General features: G+C 64.0%; 16 protein-coding genes. 8 read left to right on the top strand and 8 right to left on the bottom strand.

Going from position 1 to position 16822, the window contains the following annotated elements:
* Nucleotides 1–97 precede the first annotated feature (97 nt).
* Nucleotides 98–1141 (bottom strand): EF-P lysine aminoacylase EpmA, encoded by a 1044-nt coding sequence (gene epmA / locus LCM4576_RS21615; RefSeq protein ID WP_071034545.1) that lies wholly within the window; start codon nt 1139–1141, stop codon nt 98–100.
* Nucleotides 1142–1270: 129 nt separating this feature from the next.
* Between epmA and efp the strand changes: the two genes are divergently transcribed.
* Together efp and LCM4576_RS21605 are read left to right on the top strand one after the other, a co-directional pair.
* Complete coding sequence (efp, locus tag LCM4576_RS21610; protein WP_071034617.1) at nt 1271–1840, top strand: elongation factor P; 570 nt, start codon at nt 1271–1273, stop codon at nt 1838–1840.
* A 254-nt stretch (nt 1841–2094) separates the two neighbouring features.
* Nucleotides 2095–2523 (top strand): hypothetical protein, encoded by a 429-nt coding sequence (locus LCM4576_RS21605; RefSeq protein WP_071034543.1) that lies wholly within the window; start codon nt 2095–2097, stop codon nt 2521–2523.
* Nucleotides 2524–2753: 230 nt separating this feature from the next.
* Here LCM4576_RS21605 and LCM4576_RS21600 read toward each other — a convergent pair whose 3' ends face one another.
* The 4 genes from LCM4576_RS21600 to LCM4576_RS21585 all read right to left on the bottom strand — a co-directional run bounded on the left by LCM4576_RS21600 (nt 2754) and on the right by LCM4576_RS21585 (nt 6105).
* Nucleotides 2754–3041: a hypothetical protein gene (locus tag LCM4576_RS21600; protein WP_040986622.1), complete on the bottom strand. Its 288-nt coding sequence runs from the start codon at nt 3039–3041 to the stop codon at nt 2754–2756.
* A gap of 114 nt (nt 3042–3155) precedes the next feature.
* Entirely contained in the window at nt 3156–4736 is a 1581-nt protein-coding gene (locus LCM4576_RS21595) for a PAS domain S-box protein (protein WP_157901224.1), read from the bottom strand.
* Between the two features lie 272 nt (nt 4737–5008).
* Nucleotides 5009–5761: a phytochelatin synthase family protein gene (locus LCM4576_RS21590; protein WP_244510865.1), complete on the bottom strand. Its 753-nt coding sequence runs from the start codon at nt 5759–5761 to the stop codon at nt 5009–5011.
* A gap of 113 nt (nt 5762–5874) precedes the next feature.
* A complete protein-coding gene (locus tag LCM4576_RS21585) occupies nt 5875–6105 on the bottom strand; it encodes a DUF1127 domain-containing protein (protein ID WP_071034539.1) in 231 nt (76 codons plus the stop codon).
* 173 nt (nt 6106–6278) lie between these two features.
* Here LCM4576_RS21585 and LCM4576_RS21580 point away from each other — a divergent pair, with 173 nt between their 5' ends.
* Both LCM4576_RS21580 and LCM4576_RS21575 read left to right on the top strand, forming a co-directional pair.
* The gene (locus LCM4576_RS21580; protein WP_071034538.1) at nt 6279–8273 is read left to right on the top strand and encodes a BTAD domain-containing putative transcriptional regulator; all 1995 of its coding nucleotides are present in this window, start codon (nt 6279–6281) and stop codon (nt 8271–8273) included.
* 73 nt (nt 8274–8346) lie between these two features.
* Nucleotides 8347–9951 carry a winged helix-turn-helix domain-containing protein gene (locus tag LCM4576_RS21575; RefSeq protein ID WP_244510864.1) on the top strand — a complete coding sequence of 535 codons (1605 nt, stop codon included), beginning with the start codon at nt 8347–8349 and terminating at the stop codon, nt 9949–9951.
* A 77-nt stretch (nt 9952–10028) separates the two neighbouring features.
* On the opposite strand, the gene LCM4576_RS21570 is transcribed toward LCM4576_RS21575, so the two are convergent.
* Complete coding sequence (locus tag LCM4576_RS21570; RefSeq protein WP_071034537.1) at nt 10029–10694, bottom strand: metalloregulator ArsR/SmtB family transcription factor; 666 nt, start codon at nt 10692–10694, stop codon at nt 10029–10031.
* Nucleotides 10695–10731: 37 nt separating this feature from the next.
* On the opposite strand from LCM4576_RS21570, the gene LCM4576_RS21565 reads away from it, so the two are divergent.
* The 3 genes from LCM4576_RS21565 to LCM4576_RS21555 all read left to right on the top strand — a co-directional run bounded on the left by LCM4576_RS21565 (nt 10732) and on the right by LCM4576_RS21555 (nt 13992).
* On the top strand, nt 10732–11538 hold the full coding sequence (locus tag LCM4576_RS21565; protein ID WP_244510863.1) for an MBL fold metallo-hydrolase: 807 nt from the start codon (nt 10732–10734) through the stop codon (nt 11536–11538).
* Nucleotides 11535–12797 (top strand): MFS transporter, encoded by a 1263-nt coding sequence (locus LCM4576_RS21560; RefSeq protein ID WP_071034535.1) that lies wholly within the window; start codon nt 11535–11537, stop codon nt 12795–12797. The genes LCM4576_RS21565 and LCM4576_RS21560 overlap by 4 nt, the downstream gene beginning before the upstream one ends.
* A 106-nt stretch (nt 12798–12903) precedes the next feature.
* A complete protein-coding gene (locus LCM4576_RS21555; protein WP_071034533.1) occupies nt 12904–13992 on the top strand; it encodes an acyltransferase family protein in 1089 nt (362 codons plus the stop codon).
* A gap of 25 nt (nt 13993–14017) precedes the next feature.
* Here LCM4576_RS21555 and LCM4576_RS21550 read toward each other — a convergent pair whose 3' ends face one another.
* A complete protein-coding gene (locus LCM4576_RS21550; RefSeq protein ID WP_071034531.1) occupies nt 14018–14659 on the bottom strand; it encodes a DUF6923 family protein in 642 nt (213 codons plus the stop codon).
* Nucleotides 14660–14690: 31 nt separating this feature from the next.
* Nucleotides 14691–15911: a DNA-binding protein gene (locus tag LCM4576_RS21545; RefSeq protein ID WP_071034529.1), complete on the bottom strand. Its 1221-nt coding sequence runs from the start codon at nt 15909–15911 to the stop codon at nt 14691–14693.
* Nucleotides 15912–16032: 121 nt separating this feature from the next.
* Between LCM4576_RS21545 and LCM4576_RS21540 the strand changes: the two genes are divergently transcribed.
* On the top strand, nt 16033–16782 hold the full coding sequence (locus LCM4576_RS21540; protein WP_071034527.1) for a DUF899 family protein: 750 nt from the start codon (nt 16033–16035) through the stop codon (nt 16780–16782).
* Nucleotides 16783–16822 lie beyond the last annotated feature (40 nt).

Here is a 16822-nt window from a genome sequence, read left to right as displayed (position 1 = left end):
TGTTCCACCGACGCTTGTGCAATGGTGGATGCGGCAATCTCAAGGCAATCGCCGTGGTTCGTGGCGGATGCTTTGCCGCAGCGGCAAGAAGGGAGCGCTACTCGGCCACCGGCGCCCAGATTACGTCATCGATCCTCGTTGCCCCCGTCGCCAGCATCACCAGCCGATCGAAGCCCAGCGCCGAGCCGCTTGCCTGCGGCATGAGGGCCAAAGCCGCGAGAAAATCCTCGTCCAGCGGATAGCGCTCGCCATAGACGCGCTCTTTCTCGTCCATCTCGGCGGCAAAGCGGCGGCGCTGCTCGGCGGCGTCGGTGAGCTCGCCGAAGGCATTGGCGAGCTCGACGCCGCAGCAATAGAGCTCGAAACGCTCGGCGACGCGCGGGTCCTCGGCGCTCGGGCGGGCGAGCGCCGCCTCGGAGATCGGATAGCCGTAGAGGATGGTGGCCCGGCCCTGCCCCAGTTGCGGCTCGACCTTTTCCACCATCACCCGGCTGAACAGGTCGGCCCAATTGTCGTCGGGCGCGGTGCGCAGGCCGGCTGCGACCAGCGCGGCGTGAAGCGCGTCGCGGTCGGTGCCGCCGTCGACTGAAACGGTCGCGAGCAGGTCGATGCCGGCATGGCGCGTAAAAGCCTCCGCCACGCTCAGCCGCTCCGGCTCAGCAAACGGATCGGCCTCGCGGCCGCGAAAACGGAAGCTTTTGGCGCCGGCCTTTTCCGCGGCGAGCGCCAGAAACTCGGCGCAGTCGTCCATCAAGCGCTCGTAAGTTTCGCCGACGCGATACCATTCGAGCATGGTGAACTCAGGGTGATGCAGCGGCCCGCGCTCGCGGTTGCGCCAGACCGGGCCGAGGCTGAAGATGCGCTCCTCGCCGGCGGCAAGCAACTTCTTGCAGGCGAATTCAGGCGAGGTGTGGAGATAGAGCGGCCGACGCGACGCGTCGGGTCCGATCGCCTCGGTGGCAAAGGCGGCGAGATGCGCCTCGTTGCCCGGCGAGACCTGCAGCGCCGAGGTCGTCACCTCGACGAAATCGCGCTCAGCGAACCAGCCGCGAAGCGCGGCGGCAGTGGCGTTGCGCGCCATCAGCCGGGGCCGGCGGTCGGCATGTATATCAGGCGTCCACCAGGGCGAAGCGGCGGTCATGGGCAGGAAAATCGCTGGGAAGGCTGGCGGTTCGGCGCAAGATGCGCTACGGCGCACGCGATGGCCGCCGTCGCCGCTTCGCGGAAATCGACGCTCGCAGGCCGAAAAACTCGAACGGGATCCAATATCGTGGTCAAGGTCATCGCCAGTTCCTTACGCAAAGGCAACGTCGTCGATAAGGACGGCAAGCTTTATGTCATCCTCTTTGCCGAAAACATCCACCCTGGCAAGGGCACTCCGGTGACCCAGCTCGACATGCGCCGCATCGGCGACGGGGTGAAGGTGTCGGAGCGCTACCGCACCACCGAAATGGTCGAGCGCGCCTATGTCGAGGAGCGCGAGCACACCTTCCTTTATTCCGACGGCGAAGGTTTTCACTTCATGAACCCGGAAAGCTACGACCAGGTCGTGGCTTCCGAAAGCGTGGTCGGCGACATGGCGCCCTATCTGCAGGAAGGCATGGCCGTGCAGCTCGCGCAGTTCAACGGCGTGCCGATCTCGTTGACGCTGCCGCAGCGCGCCACCTTCGAGGTGGTCGAGACCGAGYCGGTCACCAAGGGCCAGACGGCATCTTCCTCCTACAAGCCCGCCGTGCTCTCCAACGGCGTGCGCACCGCCGTGCCGCCGCACATCTCCGCCGGCACGCRCATCGTGGTGATGACCGCCGACGGTTCGTACGTCGAGCGCGCCAAGGACTGAGATTTACGGCAGCCTGGTTACCACGGCTCGCCTGCGACATGGCGGGCCTGCACACCTGCCTTTGAGCAGTATCCCCCCAAGGAACGGTCGTTGCTCTRCAGGCTCGCGTAGGCTCGACGATCCCGATCAACGCCCGGCTAAGCGCTCGTTGTCGATCGCATTGCAACGCACTGCGATCGCAGGCGTTTATTGATGGCAGAGCTGTGGCTGATGTGAGGACCAGCTTGATGGCGTGATAGGTCGGAGGCGATCAGGTGGCGAATTTCAAAGAAGCCGTTGAGCGCGGCAAGAAAGCTCCTCGCCAGCAAGAAGAGGATGCAGATGCCCCGATTGCGGATTTCGGCAAACAGGCCAAGGCTTGGCTGGACGACGTCGTTGTTACTTCGTTGGAAGCGGCCAAGGCAGAAGTGGCAGGCGAGATGAATATCGACATAGACGCCGCACCGCATGACCAAGACCAACTGCTGGCGCCATCTGTCCGGTTTCGGCTCTTCCTAAGGCCGGAATTGGAAAAGCCCGCCAAAAGGACGTTCACGGTCAACGTCCAGCTTAGCGGCGAGGTGTCGGTTTCTTCACCTGGCATGGTGGCTGAGAATGTAGGAAATATAGGGGACAGGTCTGGCGAAAGGTTTCGCAATTTGCTTGCCAAGCTGATCGAGGACGCTGCTAAAGGCTTGCGCTAACCCGGCTGCTACCTCCTGTGGACAGGCGGTCTCCATCTAAAACAGCACAGCACTGCCGAGGTGCAGGCGAGCTTAGCCGGTAAGGCAGGCGTCACGCGTGATCAAGCGTGCAAGTCGACAATCGGAACCTGTCGGGCCTCGCTCCTGTGYGAGGCCCAATTCCCGAGCAACAAATGTCTGCGCTATCCTTGGCCAGGCAATTGACGCACACCCGATGTGATGCGGGCTAATTAGCCGCCCATCTTCTTTGCCATGGCGCAAAATTCAGCATGCGATTTGTTGAGAGTCGTATCGCCGCAGTCTTTCAATACCGCGGTGCGCTCGTCTGGTTTCATCGCCATCCACGCCGTTTTAAAGTCGGCCTCACTTCTAAGAGTTTTCATGCCGGCGTCGGTGAAAAACGGCGTCATCTTGGCCGGATCGTCGAGCGCAGAGGTACCTGTTGTCGAGCCCGCCATCGCTGCCCCAGTCAGCATTGTGAAGGCTATCGCGTTCAGTGCAAGTAGCTTGAATTTCATTTTCGCATCCTCCTTACGGCCGTTTTAGGCATGTAGAAGAACGTTTGTTGGCTACGAGGGTTCCTACGGGCCCTTCGCGACGATGACGGGCTCAGCCGCTTGCAATTGGAACTGTTAGCGATGAACGATAGGGTGTGCTGCCCTTTCTTGAAGTCGGTCGCACTTTATTGCGGGCAACGTGCGGCCAGGCGAGTCAGGCGGAAAATCTTTGACCATCAATCGCCAACTCGAGACCACGCCGGCGGAATCCCACGTTCGGTCGAGGCGGCCGAGCTGACTTGCCACGGCGCGGACCAAGCGGGTGCCGAAACCCTCATTTATGGTTCCGTCCGGCGGCGGTCCGCCGATCTCTCGCCACCGGATAAGGACATCGTCATCCCGAATGGAGCAAGCAATTTCCACCGATCCAGCAGCCGCCGAGAGGCTACCGTATTTGGCAGCGTTGGTGGCGAATTCGTTCAGCAGGAGYGAAAGCGGCGTGATCGTTGCCGAGGGCACCGGCATATCGATGCCATTGATGACGACGCGGGGATGCCYGTCAGCCCCATGGCGGTACGGCGCGAGGATTGCGGCGATCAAGGCATGCAGGCCCGTCGCGACCTGGAGGGGGTGGCCAGTAGAGGGAAGCATCGTCAGCGCATGCGCCCGCGCCAGCGCGCCGAGGCGGTCAGAAACGATGGAGGCGAGCGCGGCCGGCGTTTCGGCGGCTGACGCGCTCAAATTGACAATGGTGCTTGCTATGGCGAAGAGGTTCTTCAYGCGGTGGTCCATCTCGCGAAGCAGCAGCTCCCGCTGCTCTTGCGCGCGCAGCCGCTCGAATATTCCGCGGGCAATTCTGGAGGAGCCGACAATTTTGCCCGATGCATCCGCGATAGGGGAAACCGTCAAAGAGATTGGTACCAAACTGCCGTCCTTGCGCAGGCGTGCGGTCTCGAAGTGCTCAACATGCTCACCATTGCGAATGCGGGACAGAATCTGCCGCTCCTCGTGTTGCCGGTCGAGCGGGATCAGCGAGATCACCGGGCGCCCGATAATCTCCCGTCGGCTGTAGCCGTAAAGGCGTTCGGCTCCGCTGTTCCAGTCTGTGATGATCCCTTCCAGATCGGTCGCGCTAATCGCATCATCCGAGGATTCGACAAGTGCGCTCAGGCGCGCTGCTGTCGTTTCCGCCCGGTTCCGCTCGATCGCAAATCCGAGCTGGCGGGCGATGGTCAACGCCAGTTCACGTTCACGATCAGTGAAGTGATGGGGTACTGGATAGTAGACCATGAACTTGCCGGCGAGCTCGCGGGAGCTGACAAGCGGGATAAAAGCCAGCGCTTCGATGCCTTCGCCAAGGACCGTCTCGATGAGTTGCGGAGATTCACCGCTGCAACGGATGTCCTCGACATAGATCGGCTCGGCATTGTGCTCACCGCGCGTCCACGGCGAATGGCCGTTAACCGCCTTGCGGTATTCTTCAGACAGTGAGCGCCACGCCACGAAGCTCATGACGCCCTGGCTGTCAAATCTCAGGATCGAGGCCCGTAACGAACCAAGCGCGTCACAAATAGCATCCAAGGCCGCGTYGTAGACCTCCGCAATGGCCTTGGCTCGATACAGTCGGTCGGTGAGGCGGAAGAGGACGGTCTGCTCCCGGGCAATATCGCCGTCGGTCAGCTCACGTTGGCCCAGCACTGTGGCCGCAACACTCATAGCCCCCTGCTGCATCGCCTGATCCCTGGGGCGCGGCTCAATAAGAGTCTGATCGAGTCCGCTTAGCGCAATACCGCGCGTCTATGGCCTATTGCCGTTCGACCGCCGAATACCGTCCACCCAACTATGCCGAATGATATGCGCTTTGCGTAGTTTCGCAATAGACCCGTCGCGTTCTGGCGCAGCGACTGCTGCGGACGAGGGGCCGCGAGGTGCCGCCGACTTCTGCAAGCGTATCCTCATGGGCGTTCTCCGCCTGAAGTTCAGCCGAACTACTCTCCCAAGGGCGACGATATCAGCACATATCCGCGGGTTTTGTTCTCATTGTCGCCGTCGACCGTGTTCATCGCTCCGAACAGGTCGGCCGTTGTCACCCAGACCGGCGGATATTTGTAGCGGGCGACATCGAGGATCAGGAACCTGTCCGCTTTCTCGTCGTAAGCCGCCAGCGGCGATATGTGCCCGCCCTTCTCCTGGCCTATCGCCTTGCGCAGATAGTTGACGATGACGAAATGTCCGGGTTTGGCGAGGAACGAACTGGCCTGGGTCCGGAACTGCTCAAGGCTGGCGTCCGACGCATGGCGGACCTCGGCCTTGATCGGCTGCGTGGAAAGAATGGCCCCGATCTGGTCGAGCGTCATTCCCTGCTTGTCCAGAACCTGGCGAGGAAGAATGGCTTCGGTGCGCTCGTTCAGAACATTGTCCTGCGTGAACGTCTTGTAGGGTTCGTATTCAGGCACCGAAGGCGCAGGAACATTGAGCGCGTTCAGCACCATGACGATGCTTGCCACGCCGCAATAGGCCTGCGTCTTTTGCGTGAGAAAGTTGCTCGCGAGAGGGAAATAGGCCTCTTTCGCCGCGCTCTCGACAAGAAAGCTCTCCCCGGATGGGGAACTGAATCCGGTCAGATTGTCTGGAAGCTTCAGCGTCTCGGAGAAGGCGCCGGGTGCAGCCAGGAGAAACGCCAGCAGGAGCGAATAAAAACGCGCAGACATCGTGACCCTCCGCCCGATTAATGAAGGCATCGAGGAATATATCAGCTTGTCGGTGCCGTGGCACGTTCGAGTTCGATGCCGCCTGCGCGCCTCCGAAGATTGGCAAAGCCGATCCCAACTCTTTTGTCTCTGGGTCCGCCGCCTTATCTCATCGACATCAAATCCGTGATCAGGCCGACCCTGACGGAGAATGTGGGCCTTGGAACATCGGCACAGCCGATGTCCTTCAACTCATAGGGCGTAAGGTCCGCCAGCGCCCTGCGTCCTGCAACGGCCTTTCGCCAGGCTGTGAAGGCATGGACCACTGCTGCCACTGCCCCAAGCAGCCGGTGTTTCGATGCGCGGATCTTCGCGTGAGCTTCCGTGTGGGCCATTGTTGCTCTCCCGTTCCAGGTTGGAGGGCCGAAGGTTGCCACGGGGGCGATTTGCTGGTGTTCAGGCAGGCGTTAATCGCCGAGGAAATGCCGCGGGGCCGCCGTGAAATCCGCGTTAAATCGACCGGCGAAGATGCTATTCTGTCGGCGCGTTCGAAATTCGGAGGGGCGTCGTGCGCATYCGGTTGCTTGGCGGTCTCGAAGTGTCTTCCGCAGACGGCCAGCCCGTTCGCTTCGCAATGCGCAAGTCCGCGCTGCTTTTCGCCGCCCTGGTCCTGGCGGGTTCCCGCGGCCACCGTCGCGAGCGGCTTTCTGAAGGATTTTGGCCAGGACGAGGCGAGGCGCAGTCGCGCAACAGCCTGCGTCAGGCACTGGCCGACATCAGGCGGCGGTTTCCCGCCGACGGCAGTGCGGCCATTTCCCTCGAGGGGGACCAGGAAACGGTCGCGCTGACCGCCGGCCCGGACGAGGCGGATATCTGGCTCTTCGAGCGAAAGCTCGCCGAGAGCGGGACGGCGGACCTCGCCTTCGCCGCCGAGCTCTACCGTGGCGACGTGCTCGCGGGCGAAGCCATTCCCGACGGCCTGGATGAGTGGTTCGGCCCGTATCAGGTGGGATACCGGCAGAAGGCGCTGCAACTGGTGGAGCGCCTGAGCCTCGCGCTGCCCGAAGCCGGAACCGCGGATGCAGCGGCCTGCGAACGGCTCGCGGAAAGGCTGCTCGCCGCGGACCCGACCGCGGAGGCAGCGCATCGGGCGCTGATGCGGGTCCACGTCGCCCGGGGCCACGAAAATGCGGCCTTGCGCCAGTTGGAATCCTGCCGCGCGCTGCTGAGGAAGCTTCTGGACGTCGAGCCGGAGGCCCAGACGAACGCGCTGGCGGCTTCGCTGCAGTCGCGGGAACGGCATCACCAGGTAAAGCCGGCCCACGACACCGTCCTGCCGCCGCAGCCTGTCTCCGTCCCGGYAAGGCCACATGACCAGCCCTCGGTGGCGGTGATGCCCTTCGACAATCTTGGCGGGGCGGACGATGAGTATTTTGCCGACGGCGTCGTCGAGGAGACAACGGCCGCGCTTTCGCGCGTCCGCGACTTCTTCGTCATCGCGCGCCAATCCGCCTTCACCTACAAGGGACGTTTCGTCGACGTGCGCCAGGTCGGCAAGGAACTCGGCGTGAACTACGTCGTCGAAGGCACGGTACGGCGAGGCGGTGACCGACTTCGCATTTCAGTACAACTGGTCGATGCCGAGACGCGGGCGCAGTTATGGTCCGAGCGCTACGAGGGCGCGATCGAGGACATTTTCGAGTTTCAGGACAGGATCGCGGCGCAAGTGGCCGGCGCCATCCATCCGGCCATCCGAGGCGCCGAGATCGAGTTGGCCAAGCGCAAGCCGCCGACCAGCCTACGAGCCTACGACCTCGTCATGCGCGCCTATCCGAACATTTGGGGCCGCCGCAAGGACACCAACGACCAGGCGATAGAGTTGCTCAAGAAAGCGACCGCGGTCGACCCTGCCTATGGCCGTGCCCATGCGCTCTTGGCATGGTGCCACGCCTCGAACGCAGCGTATCTGTGGGSCGAGCAGCCGGAAAGCGAGCTGGAAAAGGCGCGCGCGGCGGTCGAGACCGCGGGCTCGATYGGCGACGATCCCACCGCTTTGGCCGCCGCCGGTTCGGCATTGAGCATGTGCGGCGACCAGGAGCGCGCCGCCACCTTCATCGAAAGGGCGCTAGCGCTCGATCCGAACAATGCATGGGCCTGGGCGCGCCAGGGCTGGATCGCGACCTACACGGGCGAGGCTGCCCGCGCGCCGGAGCGGTTCCAGCGGGCGATGGCGCTGAGCCCGATGGATCCCTTCGCATTCAACATGAGACTGGGAATGGCCACCGCCATGGCCAAGACAGGTTCCCTTTCCCAAGCTGTTGCGATTGCCCGTGAGGTCATTGCCGCCCATCCCGACATCATCATGTCCTATCGATACCTCGCCGCATGGTCGGCGATGATCGGCGACATCGAGACTGCCCGCTGGGCTGCGCAAAAACTGCTTACGGCCCAGCCGGGCTTCACGATCGAACGATACCGATCTCTGCCTATTCTTCGAAGCACACCGGAATGGGCGGACCAGGTGGCCGAAGCCTTGAAGCTGGCAGGATTGCCGGAGCGCTGACGTCACTCTCGATCGGCCATCTCCACCGGCAGGCCGGCGGCTTTCCATTGYCGTCCTCGAGACGGCGCACGCTATGGCCAAGCGAGCGCARCCATCGCCGGACAAAGCCTGGGCTGAGGCGTTGCAGTTCTCAAACCCCTTTTCCGAAAACTTTCCCAGCGTCTACTATGCGTACATGCAAGGGACTCGCATCGCTTTTGGTCCGTTCGTGCTCGACCCCGATACCGGGACGCTCCTTAACAAGGAGGTCCCGATCGCTGTCGGGCATCGTGGACTGACGCTGCTTGCCGCGCTTACGGCACGGCCCGGCGAGATCCTGACCAAGGCCGAGCTGATGGACGCTGCCTGGCCGGGCATCGCCGTTGAGGAAGGCAACCTTACCGTCCAGATCGCGACACTAAGAAAGGCTCTCGGTCCGGCTGACAACGGCGGTGAGTGGATCGCCACCGTGCCGCGCGTCGGCTACCGCTTCACCGGGACTGTCGAGCCGGCGGCGAGCRCACCCTCCAGACCGGTACCACCGTCCGGCAAGCCATCGATCGCAGTGCTGCCTTTTGCCAATCTGRGCGGCGATCAGGACCAGCAATATCTCAGCGACGGCATAACCGAGGACATAATCACGGAGCTGGCCAGGTTTCGCTMCCTGCTCGTCATCGCGCGCAACTCATCTTTTCAGTTTCGCCATCCGGCATTGGATATCTCCGAAGTTCATCGCAAGCTCGGAGTCCGCTACCTCGTCGAAGGCAGCATACGAAAGCTCGGYGATCGCATTCGCATCACCACACAATTGATTGACGCCGCCACCGGCACCCACCTGTGGGCCCAACGGTACGACCGGGCCCTCAACGACATCTTCGCCTTGCAAGACGAAGTTGCCGCGCTTATCGCCTCAATGGTCGAAGGCCAAACGGAGGCCGACTCGGCAAGCCGCTYCAAGCGCAAGCCTCCCGCCGATTGGGATGCATATGACTTTTACCTGCAGGGGCGCGCRCATTTCCATCGCTATGAACTGGACAAGTCCGAGCCCCTGTTCGTTCGGTGTGTCGAGCTCGATTCGACATTCGCTCAGGGCCRTGCCTTCCTCGCACAGGCCCTCGTTGGCAGGTTTTGGTACGACAACGATCCCCGCACGCTGCAGAAGGCCTGGGACTCGGCACGAGCAGCGCTCGCTCTCGATAGGAGCGACGGCGTCTGTCACCAGAGCATGGGGCTGGTGCTTACGCATATGCGTCAGCATAGCGATGCCGGAATGCATTTCGAGCGAGCACGCTCGCTGAACCCGCTGGACGTGAATATCGCAGGAGATTACGCAAGCTGGCTCAATTATGGCGGACGGGCCGAGACGGCGCTCAACGTGCTGGAATGYGCGCTGCTGCGCGACCCGTTACCTCCGATATGGTTCTGGGAGGTGAAGGGCAGCTCGCTCTTCCTGCTTGGAAGGTACTCGGAAGCCGTCGGCTCGTATCAGAAGGCCGGGGATCATTTCTTCACTCATGCCTTCCTCGCGGCGACTTACGCGCATATGGGCGAGATGGAGAAGGCGCGTGCTGAAGTCGAGGCAGCGCTGACGAGGAAACACGATGTAACTGTTCGGCTGATCTCAGGTCTGCCGTTCGCCGACCCGGTCGCTCACGAGCTTTTCACGTCAGGCTTCAGAAAAGCCGGTTTTCCCGCGTGAATGCCACCGCCGTCGCGCTCGGCCTCAAGGCCAACTGGAAGCAGTTCGCTGCTGGCGCTCGGCATCATATCCCGTAGTCAGGCAGCCACTTCCACCGGCAGGCCGGCGGCTCTCCATTCCGGCATGCCGTCCTCAAGGCGGCGCGCGAGATGCCCCAGAGAGCGCAGCGCGGCGACAGCCTCGAAGGACATCACGCACCAGGGGCCGCGGCAATAGGCGACGACTTCCCTGCCCGCGCCGGCCCTGCTGGACCACGCCTTGATTTCGCTCAACGGAACATTGATCGCGCCGGGCACATGGCCGAGCGCGAACTCGTCCGTCGGGCGGACGTCGATCAGCGTCACCAACCCATCGCGCATCAGCGCCTGCAGCTCATCGCGCGTGACCGGGCGCATGTCGTCGCGCGCGTCGAAATAGCCGCGCACGATGCGATCGACCTCGGCAAGGCGTCGTTCAGCAACGCCGCGCACAGCGGCGAAGGCCGACAGCACGCTCGCATCGGCGAGCGAATAATGCACGAACTTGCCGTCGCGCTCGGCCGAGACGATGCCGGCGCGGCGCAGCGCCTGCAGGTGCTGCGAGACGTTGGCGACCGGCTGGCCGAGCTTCGCCGCGAGCGCCTCGACGCTGCGCGCGCCCTGCGCCAGATGCTCGATCATCTCCAGGCGCAGCGGATGGCCGAGCGCCTTGGCGACGATCGCGAACTGCTCGTAGAGCGCCTGTTTCGGATTGCGGATTGACATCGCTCTTCCAGTAAAGCACCGTCATTCAATAGAGTAATTGAATGACGGTTTAGGCCTTAGCTGTCAAGCCGCGCGGCTCGCTGGGCGCAGCCGCCCGTTCGGAGGAAAAGCGCTGATTCTCAGGCAGTTCCTGCACACCGATCCTGTCGCAGCCTCCTATCTGTTCGGCTGCGGCGGCAAGGCTTCAGCGGCGGTCGTCGATCCGGTCGGCGACATCGCGCCGTATGTCGAGACGGCGCGCGCAACCGGCATGCGCATCCTCTATGTCGTCGACACGCATATCCATGCCGACCACATCTCGGCCGGACGGAAGCTCGCGGAGGCAACCGGGGCCGAATACGTGCTGTTCGAGGGCGCCGAAACGAACTTTCCGTTCAGGCGCGTGAAGGACGGCGAGGTGCTGGAGCTCGGCAATGTCACGGCGACCGTCCTGCACACGCCGGGCCATACGCCGGAGCATTTGAGTCTTCTGGTCACCGACCGCACGCGGTCGCTGGAGCCCTGGTTCGTGCTCACCGGTCACACGCTGATGGTCGGCGACCTCGGCCGCACCGAGCTTGCTTCGAGCGCCGAGGATGGGGCTCGCGCACTATTCGCCAGCGTGCGCCGTCTGAAGGAACTGCCCGGCCATATCGAGGTGCTGCCGGGCGCCTATTCGGGCTCGGTCTGCGGGCGATCGCTGAGCGGCAAGCCGACATCGACCATCGGCTTCGAGCGCCGCTTCAACAAGGCGTTCCGCATCGAGGACGAGAGCGAGTTCGTCGCCGCTATGACCGCCGACATCCCTCCCCCRCCGCCGGACGCCGCCCGGAACCGGGCCGCGAACGCCGGGGCAAAGTCTTGAGCGCAGCGGCGTCCGCCGTCGCGCTCGGCCTCAAGGCCAACTGGAAGCAGTTTTCGCTTCTGGTGCTGATCAACGCCTTCGTCGGCGGCATGGTCGGCATCGAACGGACCGTCGTGCCTCTGATCGGCGCGGAGGAGTTCGGCGTCGCTTCGACCACGCTGGTCGTCTCCTTCATCGTCAGCTTCGGCGTGGTCAAGGCTTGCGCCAACCTCGTGTCCGGCCAGCTTGCCGACACATGGGGCCGCAAGCGCGTGCTGATCCTCGGCTGGCTGTTCGGCCTGCCGGTGCCGTTCATGATCATTTGGGCGCCGAGCTGGGGCTGGATCGTCGCCGCCAACGCGCTGCTCGGCATCAACCAGGGGTTCGCCTGGTCGATGACGGTGATCATGAAGGTCGACCTGGTCGGGCCGAAGTCGCGCGGGCTCGCGGTCGGCCTCAACGAGTTCGCCGGCTATCTCGCCGTCGGCGTCACCGCATTCCTCACCGGCTACCTCGCCAGCCGATACGGTCTGCGCCCGGTGCCGATCTATCTCGGCGTCGGCTACGCGGTCCTCGGCGCCRCTCTGTCGATCCTGCTCGTGCGCGACACGCGCGAGCATGTGCGGCTGGAGCTGGCGGACCATCCAAAACAAGCATCGCCGCTCGGCTTCCGCGAGATCTTCATGCTGACCTCGTTCGGGGACCGCAACCTGTTCGCCGCCTCGCAGGCCGGCCTGGTCAACAACCTGAACGATGGCATGAGTTGGGGCCTGTTTCCCCTCTTCTTCGCCGCCAATGGGCTCGGTGTCGAACGCATCGGCATCCTCAAGGCGGCCTATCCGGCGGTATGGGGCATCTTCCAAGTGGCGACCGGGCCGTTGAGCGACCGCTGGGGCCGCAAGGGCCTGATCGTCGCCGGCATGTGGGTGCAGGCGGCAGGACTTCTTACCACCGCCATGACGCGCGATTTCGGCTGGTGGCTGCTGGCCAGCCTTTTGCTCGGCCTCGGCACGGCAATGGTCTATCCGAGTCTGATCGCCGCGGTATCGGACGCCTCGCACCCCTCCTGGCGGGCGCGCTCGCTCAGCGTCTACCGCTTCTGGCGCGATCTCGGCTATGCGATCGGCGCCCTGTCCGCCGGCCTGATAGCCGATTTCTTCGGCTTCGCCGCGGCGATCGGGGCAATCGCGGCGCTGACCTTCCTGTCGGGCGCGGTCGTCGCGGTGGCGATGCACGAGGCGCGTGTCGCCGCCCTGCCTCCGGCGCCCGGCGATGGTTAACGCCGGCCCCTAACAAGGTTTCCGTTTACGATATCGTAAGCTTGTTGCTGCGAGGCATCCGCTGGTCCGCTACAATCGCGGCAGTTGAAATTCCTCGAGATCGAGCATGAGCAACCCGAACCGCATGCCGTGGGTGGATACGGCAAAGGGCCTTTCCATCATCCTGGTGGTGATGATGTATTCGGCTTACAACACCGGCGAATACACCGGCGGCGTCGGCTTCCTGCATTATGTCATCGGCTTCGCCACGCCGTTCCGCATGCCGGAATTCTTCCTGATCTCGGGCCTGTTCCTGTCGCAGGTGATCGACCGGCCGTGGCGGCGCTATGTCGACCGGCGCGTCGTCCACTATCTCTATTTCTACGTGCTTTGGGCTATCATCTCGATCGGGCTGAAGATCGGCATCTTCAGCCGTGACCCCGCCGGCATGCTGCACGATCTCGCGATGGCCGTCGTCCAGCCCTACGGCGTGTTGTGGTTCATCTACATGCTGGCGGTTTTCGGGGTCGTCATCCGCGTGCTGCGCGAATTCAAAGTGYCGCATTGGATCGTCATCTTGGCTGCCGCCGCGCTGCAGATGTGGGCGCCGAARCCCGACAGCTACGCCCTCGAGCAGTTCGCGGCTTATTTCGTGTTCTTCTATCTCGGTTTCTTGCTGGCGCCGCTGATCTTCCGGCTGGTCGAATGGACGCAGGCTCGTCCGGCAATCGCCGTTGCCGGCCTGCTCGCCTGGGCGCTTGTCAACGGCCTGCTCGTCTATTCGCCGGGCTACGTCGTGCAGCCGGTCGGCATGCAGATGGGCCTGGCGGCATGGCCACCGCTGCATCTGGCGCTGGCCGTCGCCGGCGCGGTGGCGCTTTGCGTTGCCGGCGGTTTCCTGTCGAAATTCACTTCCATGGAATGGCTGCGCTGGCTCGGCGAGCATTCGCTGGTCGTCTATGTCRCCTTCACCATACCGATGTCGATCTTCCGCGGTGTCATGCTGGCAAGCGGCCTGCTGACCGACACCGGTCTGCTGAGCCTCGCGGTGCTGCTCGTCTCGGTCATCAGCCCGGTGGTGCTCTATTTTATCGTCAAGCGCATCGGCTTCGGCACCTTCCTGTTCAAGCGGCCGGCATGGGCACATGTCGACGGGCCGAACGCCRCCAAGGCTTCCAACAAGCCCATGACGCGGCCGGCGCGCGAGGCGGTCTAACCGGGTCGCCCCTTCCACCAATCCGCTACTTGCCGCCGCTATGTTCGGGACGCCGCGCGGCCTTGATCTTGCCGCTGCTGCCGCCACCGCAGAAGAAGCAGCCGCCACCGTCGGATTCCAGCCCCGACACGCCGGAGGGCATCGCCACTTCCTGCAGCACGTCGCCTGTGTCGGGATCGACGCGCACCAGATCGCCCTCCTCGCCCTCCCAGGTGGCATGCCAGAGCTCGCCATCGACCCAGGTGACGCCGGTGACGACGCGCTTCGATTCGATCGTACGGATCACCTTGCCCGTTTCGGGATCGATCTGATGGATCTTATGCGCCCGGTATTCGCCGACCCAGAGCGAACCCTCGGCCCAGGCCATTCCTGAGTCACCCCCATTGCCGGGGGCAGGAATGGTCGCGACGACTTTGCCGATCTTCGGGTCGACCTTGTGGATGCGATCCTCGGCAATCTGGTAGAGATACTCACCGTCGAAGGCAGTCCCGGCATGCGATGCGACATCGATTGTACGCACGATCATGCCGCTTTCGGGATCGAGCGCGTTCAGCTTGTCGCCACTGGCGAACCAGACATTTTTACCGTCATAGGTGACGCCGTTGACGCGCTCGACGCCGGGGAATGGTCCGTATTCACGCAGGATCTCGGCAGCGGCTCGTTTCATTTTCGATCTCCATTCGAACAATGGCCGCAGACTAGTCGGTCGGCAGCGGACCCGGGAGTAACAACACAGTCGGGAATCCGGTCACCGGCGGCATCATCCAGCGGCGTGCCCGACCCCGGCCGACCGCCTGAACCTTGTTCCGTGCCGACAGCTCCTCCAGCGCCCTTTGCACGGTGCGCGCGCTGGCGCCAAGCGCGATCGCCAGCGCCGAGCTCGACCAGGCCTCGCCATCGGTCAGGAAAGCCAGCACCGCGCCGTGCTCCTCTTCGACCGGCGGCGCCAGCACGACGACCTCGGCGGCTTTCAGCGGCGCGAGCTCGAACCCGGCGGCCGTGGCGTTGATCTCGGCCAGTCCGGCGAGCTCGGCGCGCAGCCGTCCCATCTCGACCCTCAGCCGCGCGCGGTGCGATTCATCGGCATGCCTGGCCCGGAAGGCGCGCTTCAGCAGCTCCTCGCGCGAGGCGTCCGTCGGCCATGCCTCGGCAAGCGCGCGCGCCAGCGCGAACAGCACCGGCCTTGTCGCCAGCGAAACGACCGCATCGGCTTCGCGCACGACATTGCGGCATGCATCGATCACGAGCGCGCCCGAACTCAGCAGCGCCTCGACCTCGTCGAGCAGCAGCGCCTTCTCCGCGCCGCGCGCGATCAACCGGCCGACCGGCGTGTTCAATACCAGGGATGCTGCTTCGACTTCGGTCTTCAATGCCGGGATGTTAGCTTCGTAAGCGGCCAGCGATGCCCGGCCGAACGCGGAGCGCGCCGCCTTCGTCCTGAGGCGCCGGACCGCGATGCCGGCCGCGGCCAGCTCATGCGCGACACGCGCCACCGGGGGCAGCGGCGCCGGGTCGAAGTCCGCCAGCAACCGCTCGRCCTCGTCGAGCCGACCGATCAGGATGAGCCGGCGCGCCTCGAGGCTGCCGGCATAGGCGGCGTTCAGCCGGTCGCCGTGCGATTGAAGCGTCGCCCTTGCGGCTCGCAGCGCCTTCTCCGGCCAGCCGAGGTCGCGCGAGACGAGCGCGATCTCGGCCTCCGCGACGACGCAGCGCGCACGCGCCACCGCTTCCTTCGGGCTGAAGGCGCGGGCGGCGTCCTTCAGCAGCGCCTTGGCCTTGGCGAAGTCGCCGAGCTGCGCCATCGCGATGCCGCGCAGCGCCAGCGCCGGCGCATCGTCGCGCAGCGCGACGCGCTTCAAGGCGCCGAGCGGATCACCCGCGGCAAGCGCGCGGCCGGCGGCGTTGATCAGCGAGTCCATGCCGTCCCCTCAAGGGCCGCCGGTTCAAATCGCGTCACACTTGTAACTCTCACCATCACCGGGCGCGGCCCTATGTCTGTCCTCGTCACCCCCAACCAAACGCAAGAACGGGACAAGAGCAATGACCCAACACATGAAGACACCGCCGGTCGTTTCGCAGGAAGCGTGGGAAGGCGCCTATGAAGAGATGCTCGTGAAGGAAAAGGCGCTTACCCGCGCCCGCGATGYCTTGGCCGCCGAACGCCGCCGCATGCCGTGGATGGAAGTCAAGAAGGACTATGTCTTCGAAGGCCCGAACGGCAAGGCGAGCCTGCTCGACCTCTTCGAAGGCCRCCGCCAGCTCGTCGTCTACCGCGCCTTCTTCGAGCCCGGCGTCTTTGGCTGGCCCGAACATGCCTGTCGCGGCTRCTCGCTCGGCGCAGACCAGGTCGGCAACCTCGCCCATCTCAACGCCCGCGACACCACGCTCGCCTATGCCTCGCGGGCGCCGCAGGCCGACATCCAGCGGCTGAAGGAGCGCATGGACTGGAAGATGCCCTGGTACACCATCACCGACAGCTGGGATAAGGATTTCGGCGTCGACGAATGGCATGGCCACAACGTCTTCATCCATGACGGCAAGCGCATCTTCCGCACCTATTTCGTCAACAACCGCGGCGACGAGGCGTTCGGCACCGTCTGGAGCTATCTCGATGTCACGCCGCTCGGCCGCCAGGAGGTGTGGGAGGATTCGCCCGAAGGCTATCCGCAGACCCAGACCTACAAATGGTGGAACTGGCACGACAATTACGAGGAAGGCGCCGCCCCCGACCAGAGATGGGTCGAGGTATCGGACGCCGGCGAAGCGGCGTTCCGCAACAAGAACGCCTGAGCCTGAAGCGACTCCGGCGGCGCGCGCCGCCGGAGCCGAT

Origin of the sequence: Mesorhizobium sp. LCM 4576 (assembly GCF_001854815.1) — a bacterium.
GTDB lineage: Bacteria > Pseudomonadota > Alphaproteobacteria > Rhizobiales > Rhizobiaceae > Mesorhizobium > Mesorhizobium plurifarium.
Note: the sequence above shows the minus strand (reverse complement) of the source record. Positions and strands in the feature narration are given on the sequence as shown.

What these genes read in the sequence shown, in the direction of transcription:
- epmA (WP_071034545.1), bottom strand. Translation starts at nt 1,141, where the DNA reads ATGACCGCCGCTTCGCCCTGGTGGACGCCTGATATACATGCCGACCGC.
- LCM4576_RS21600 (WP_040986622.1), bottom strand. Translation starts at nt 3,041, where the DNA reads ATGAAATTCAAGCTACTTGCACTGAACGCGATAGCCTTCACAATGCTG.
- LCM4576_RS21590 (WP_244510865.1), bottom strand. Translation starts at nt 5,761, where the DNA reads ATGCCTTCATTAATCGGGCGGAGGGTCACGATGTCTGCGCGTTTTTAT.
- LCM4576_RS21585 (WP_071034539.1), bottom strand. Translation starts at nt 6,105, where the DNA reads ATGGCCCACACGGAAGCTCACGCGAAGATCCGCGCATCGAAACACCGG.
- LCM4576_RS21570 (WP_071034537.1), bottom strand. Translation starts at nt 10,694, where the DNA reads ATGTCAATCCGCAATCCGAAACAGGCGCTCTACGAGCAGTTCGCGATC.
- LCM4576_RS21550 (WP_071034531.1), bottom strand. Translation starts at nt 14,659, where the DNA reads ATGAAACGAGCCGCTGCCGAGATCCTGCGTGAATACGGACCATTCCCC.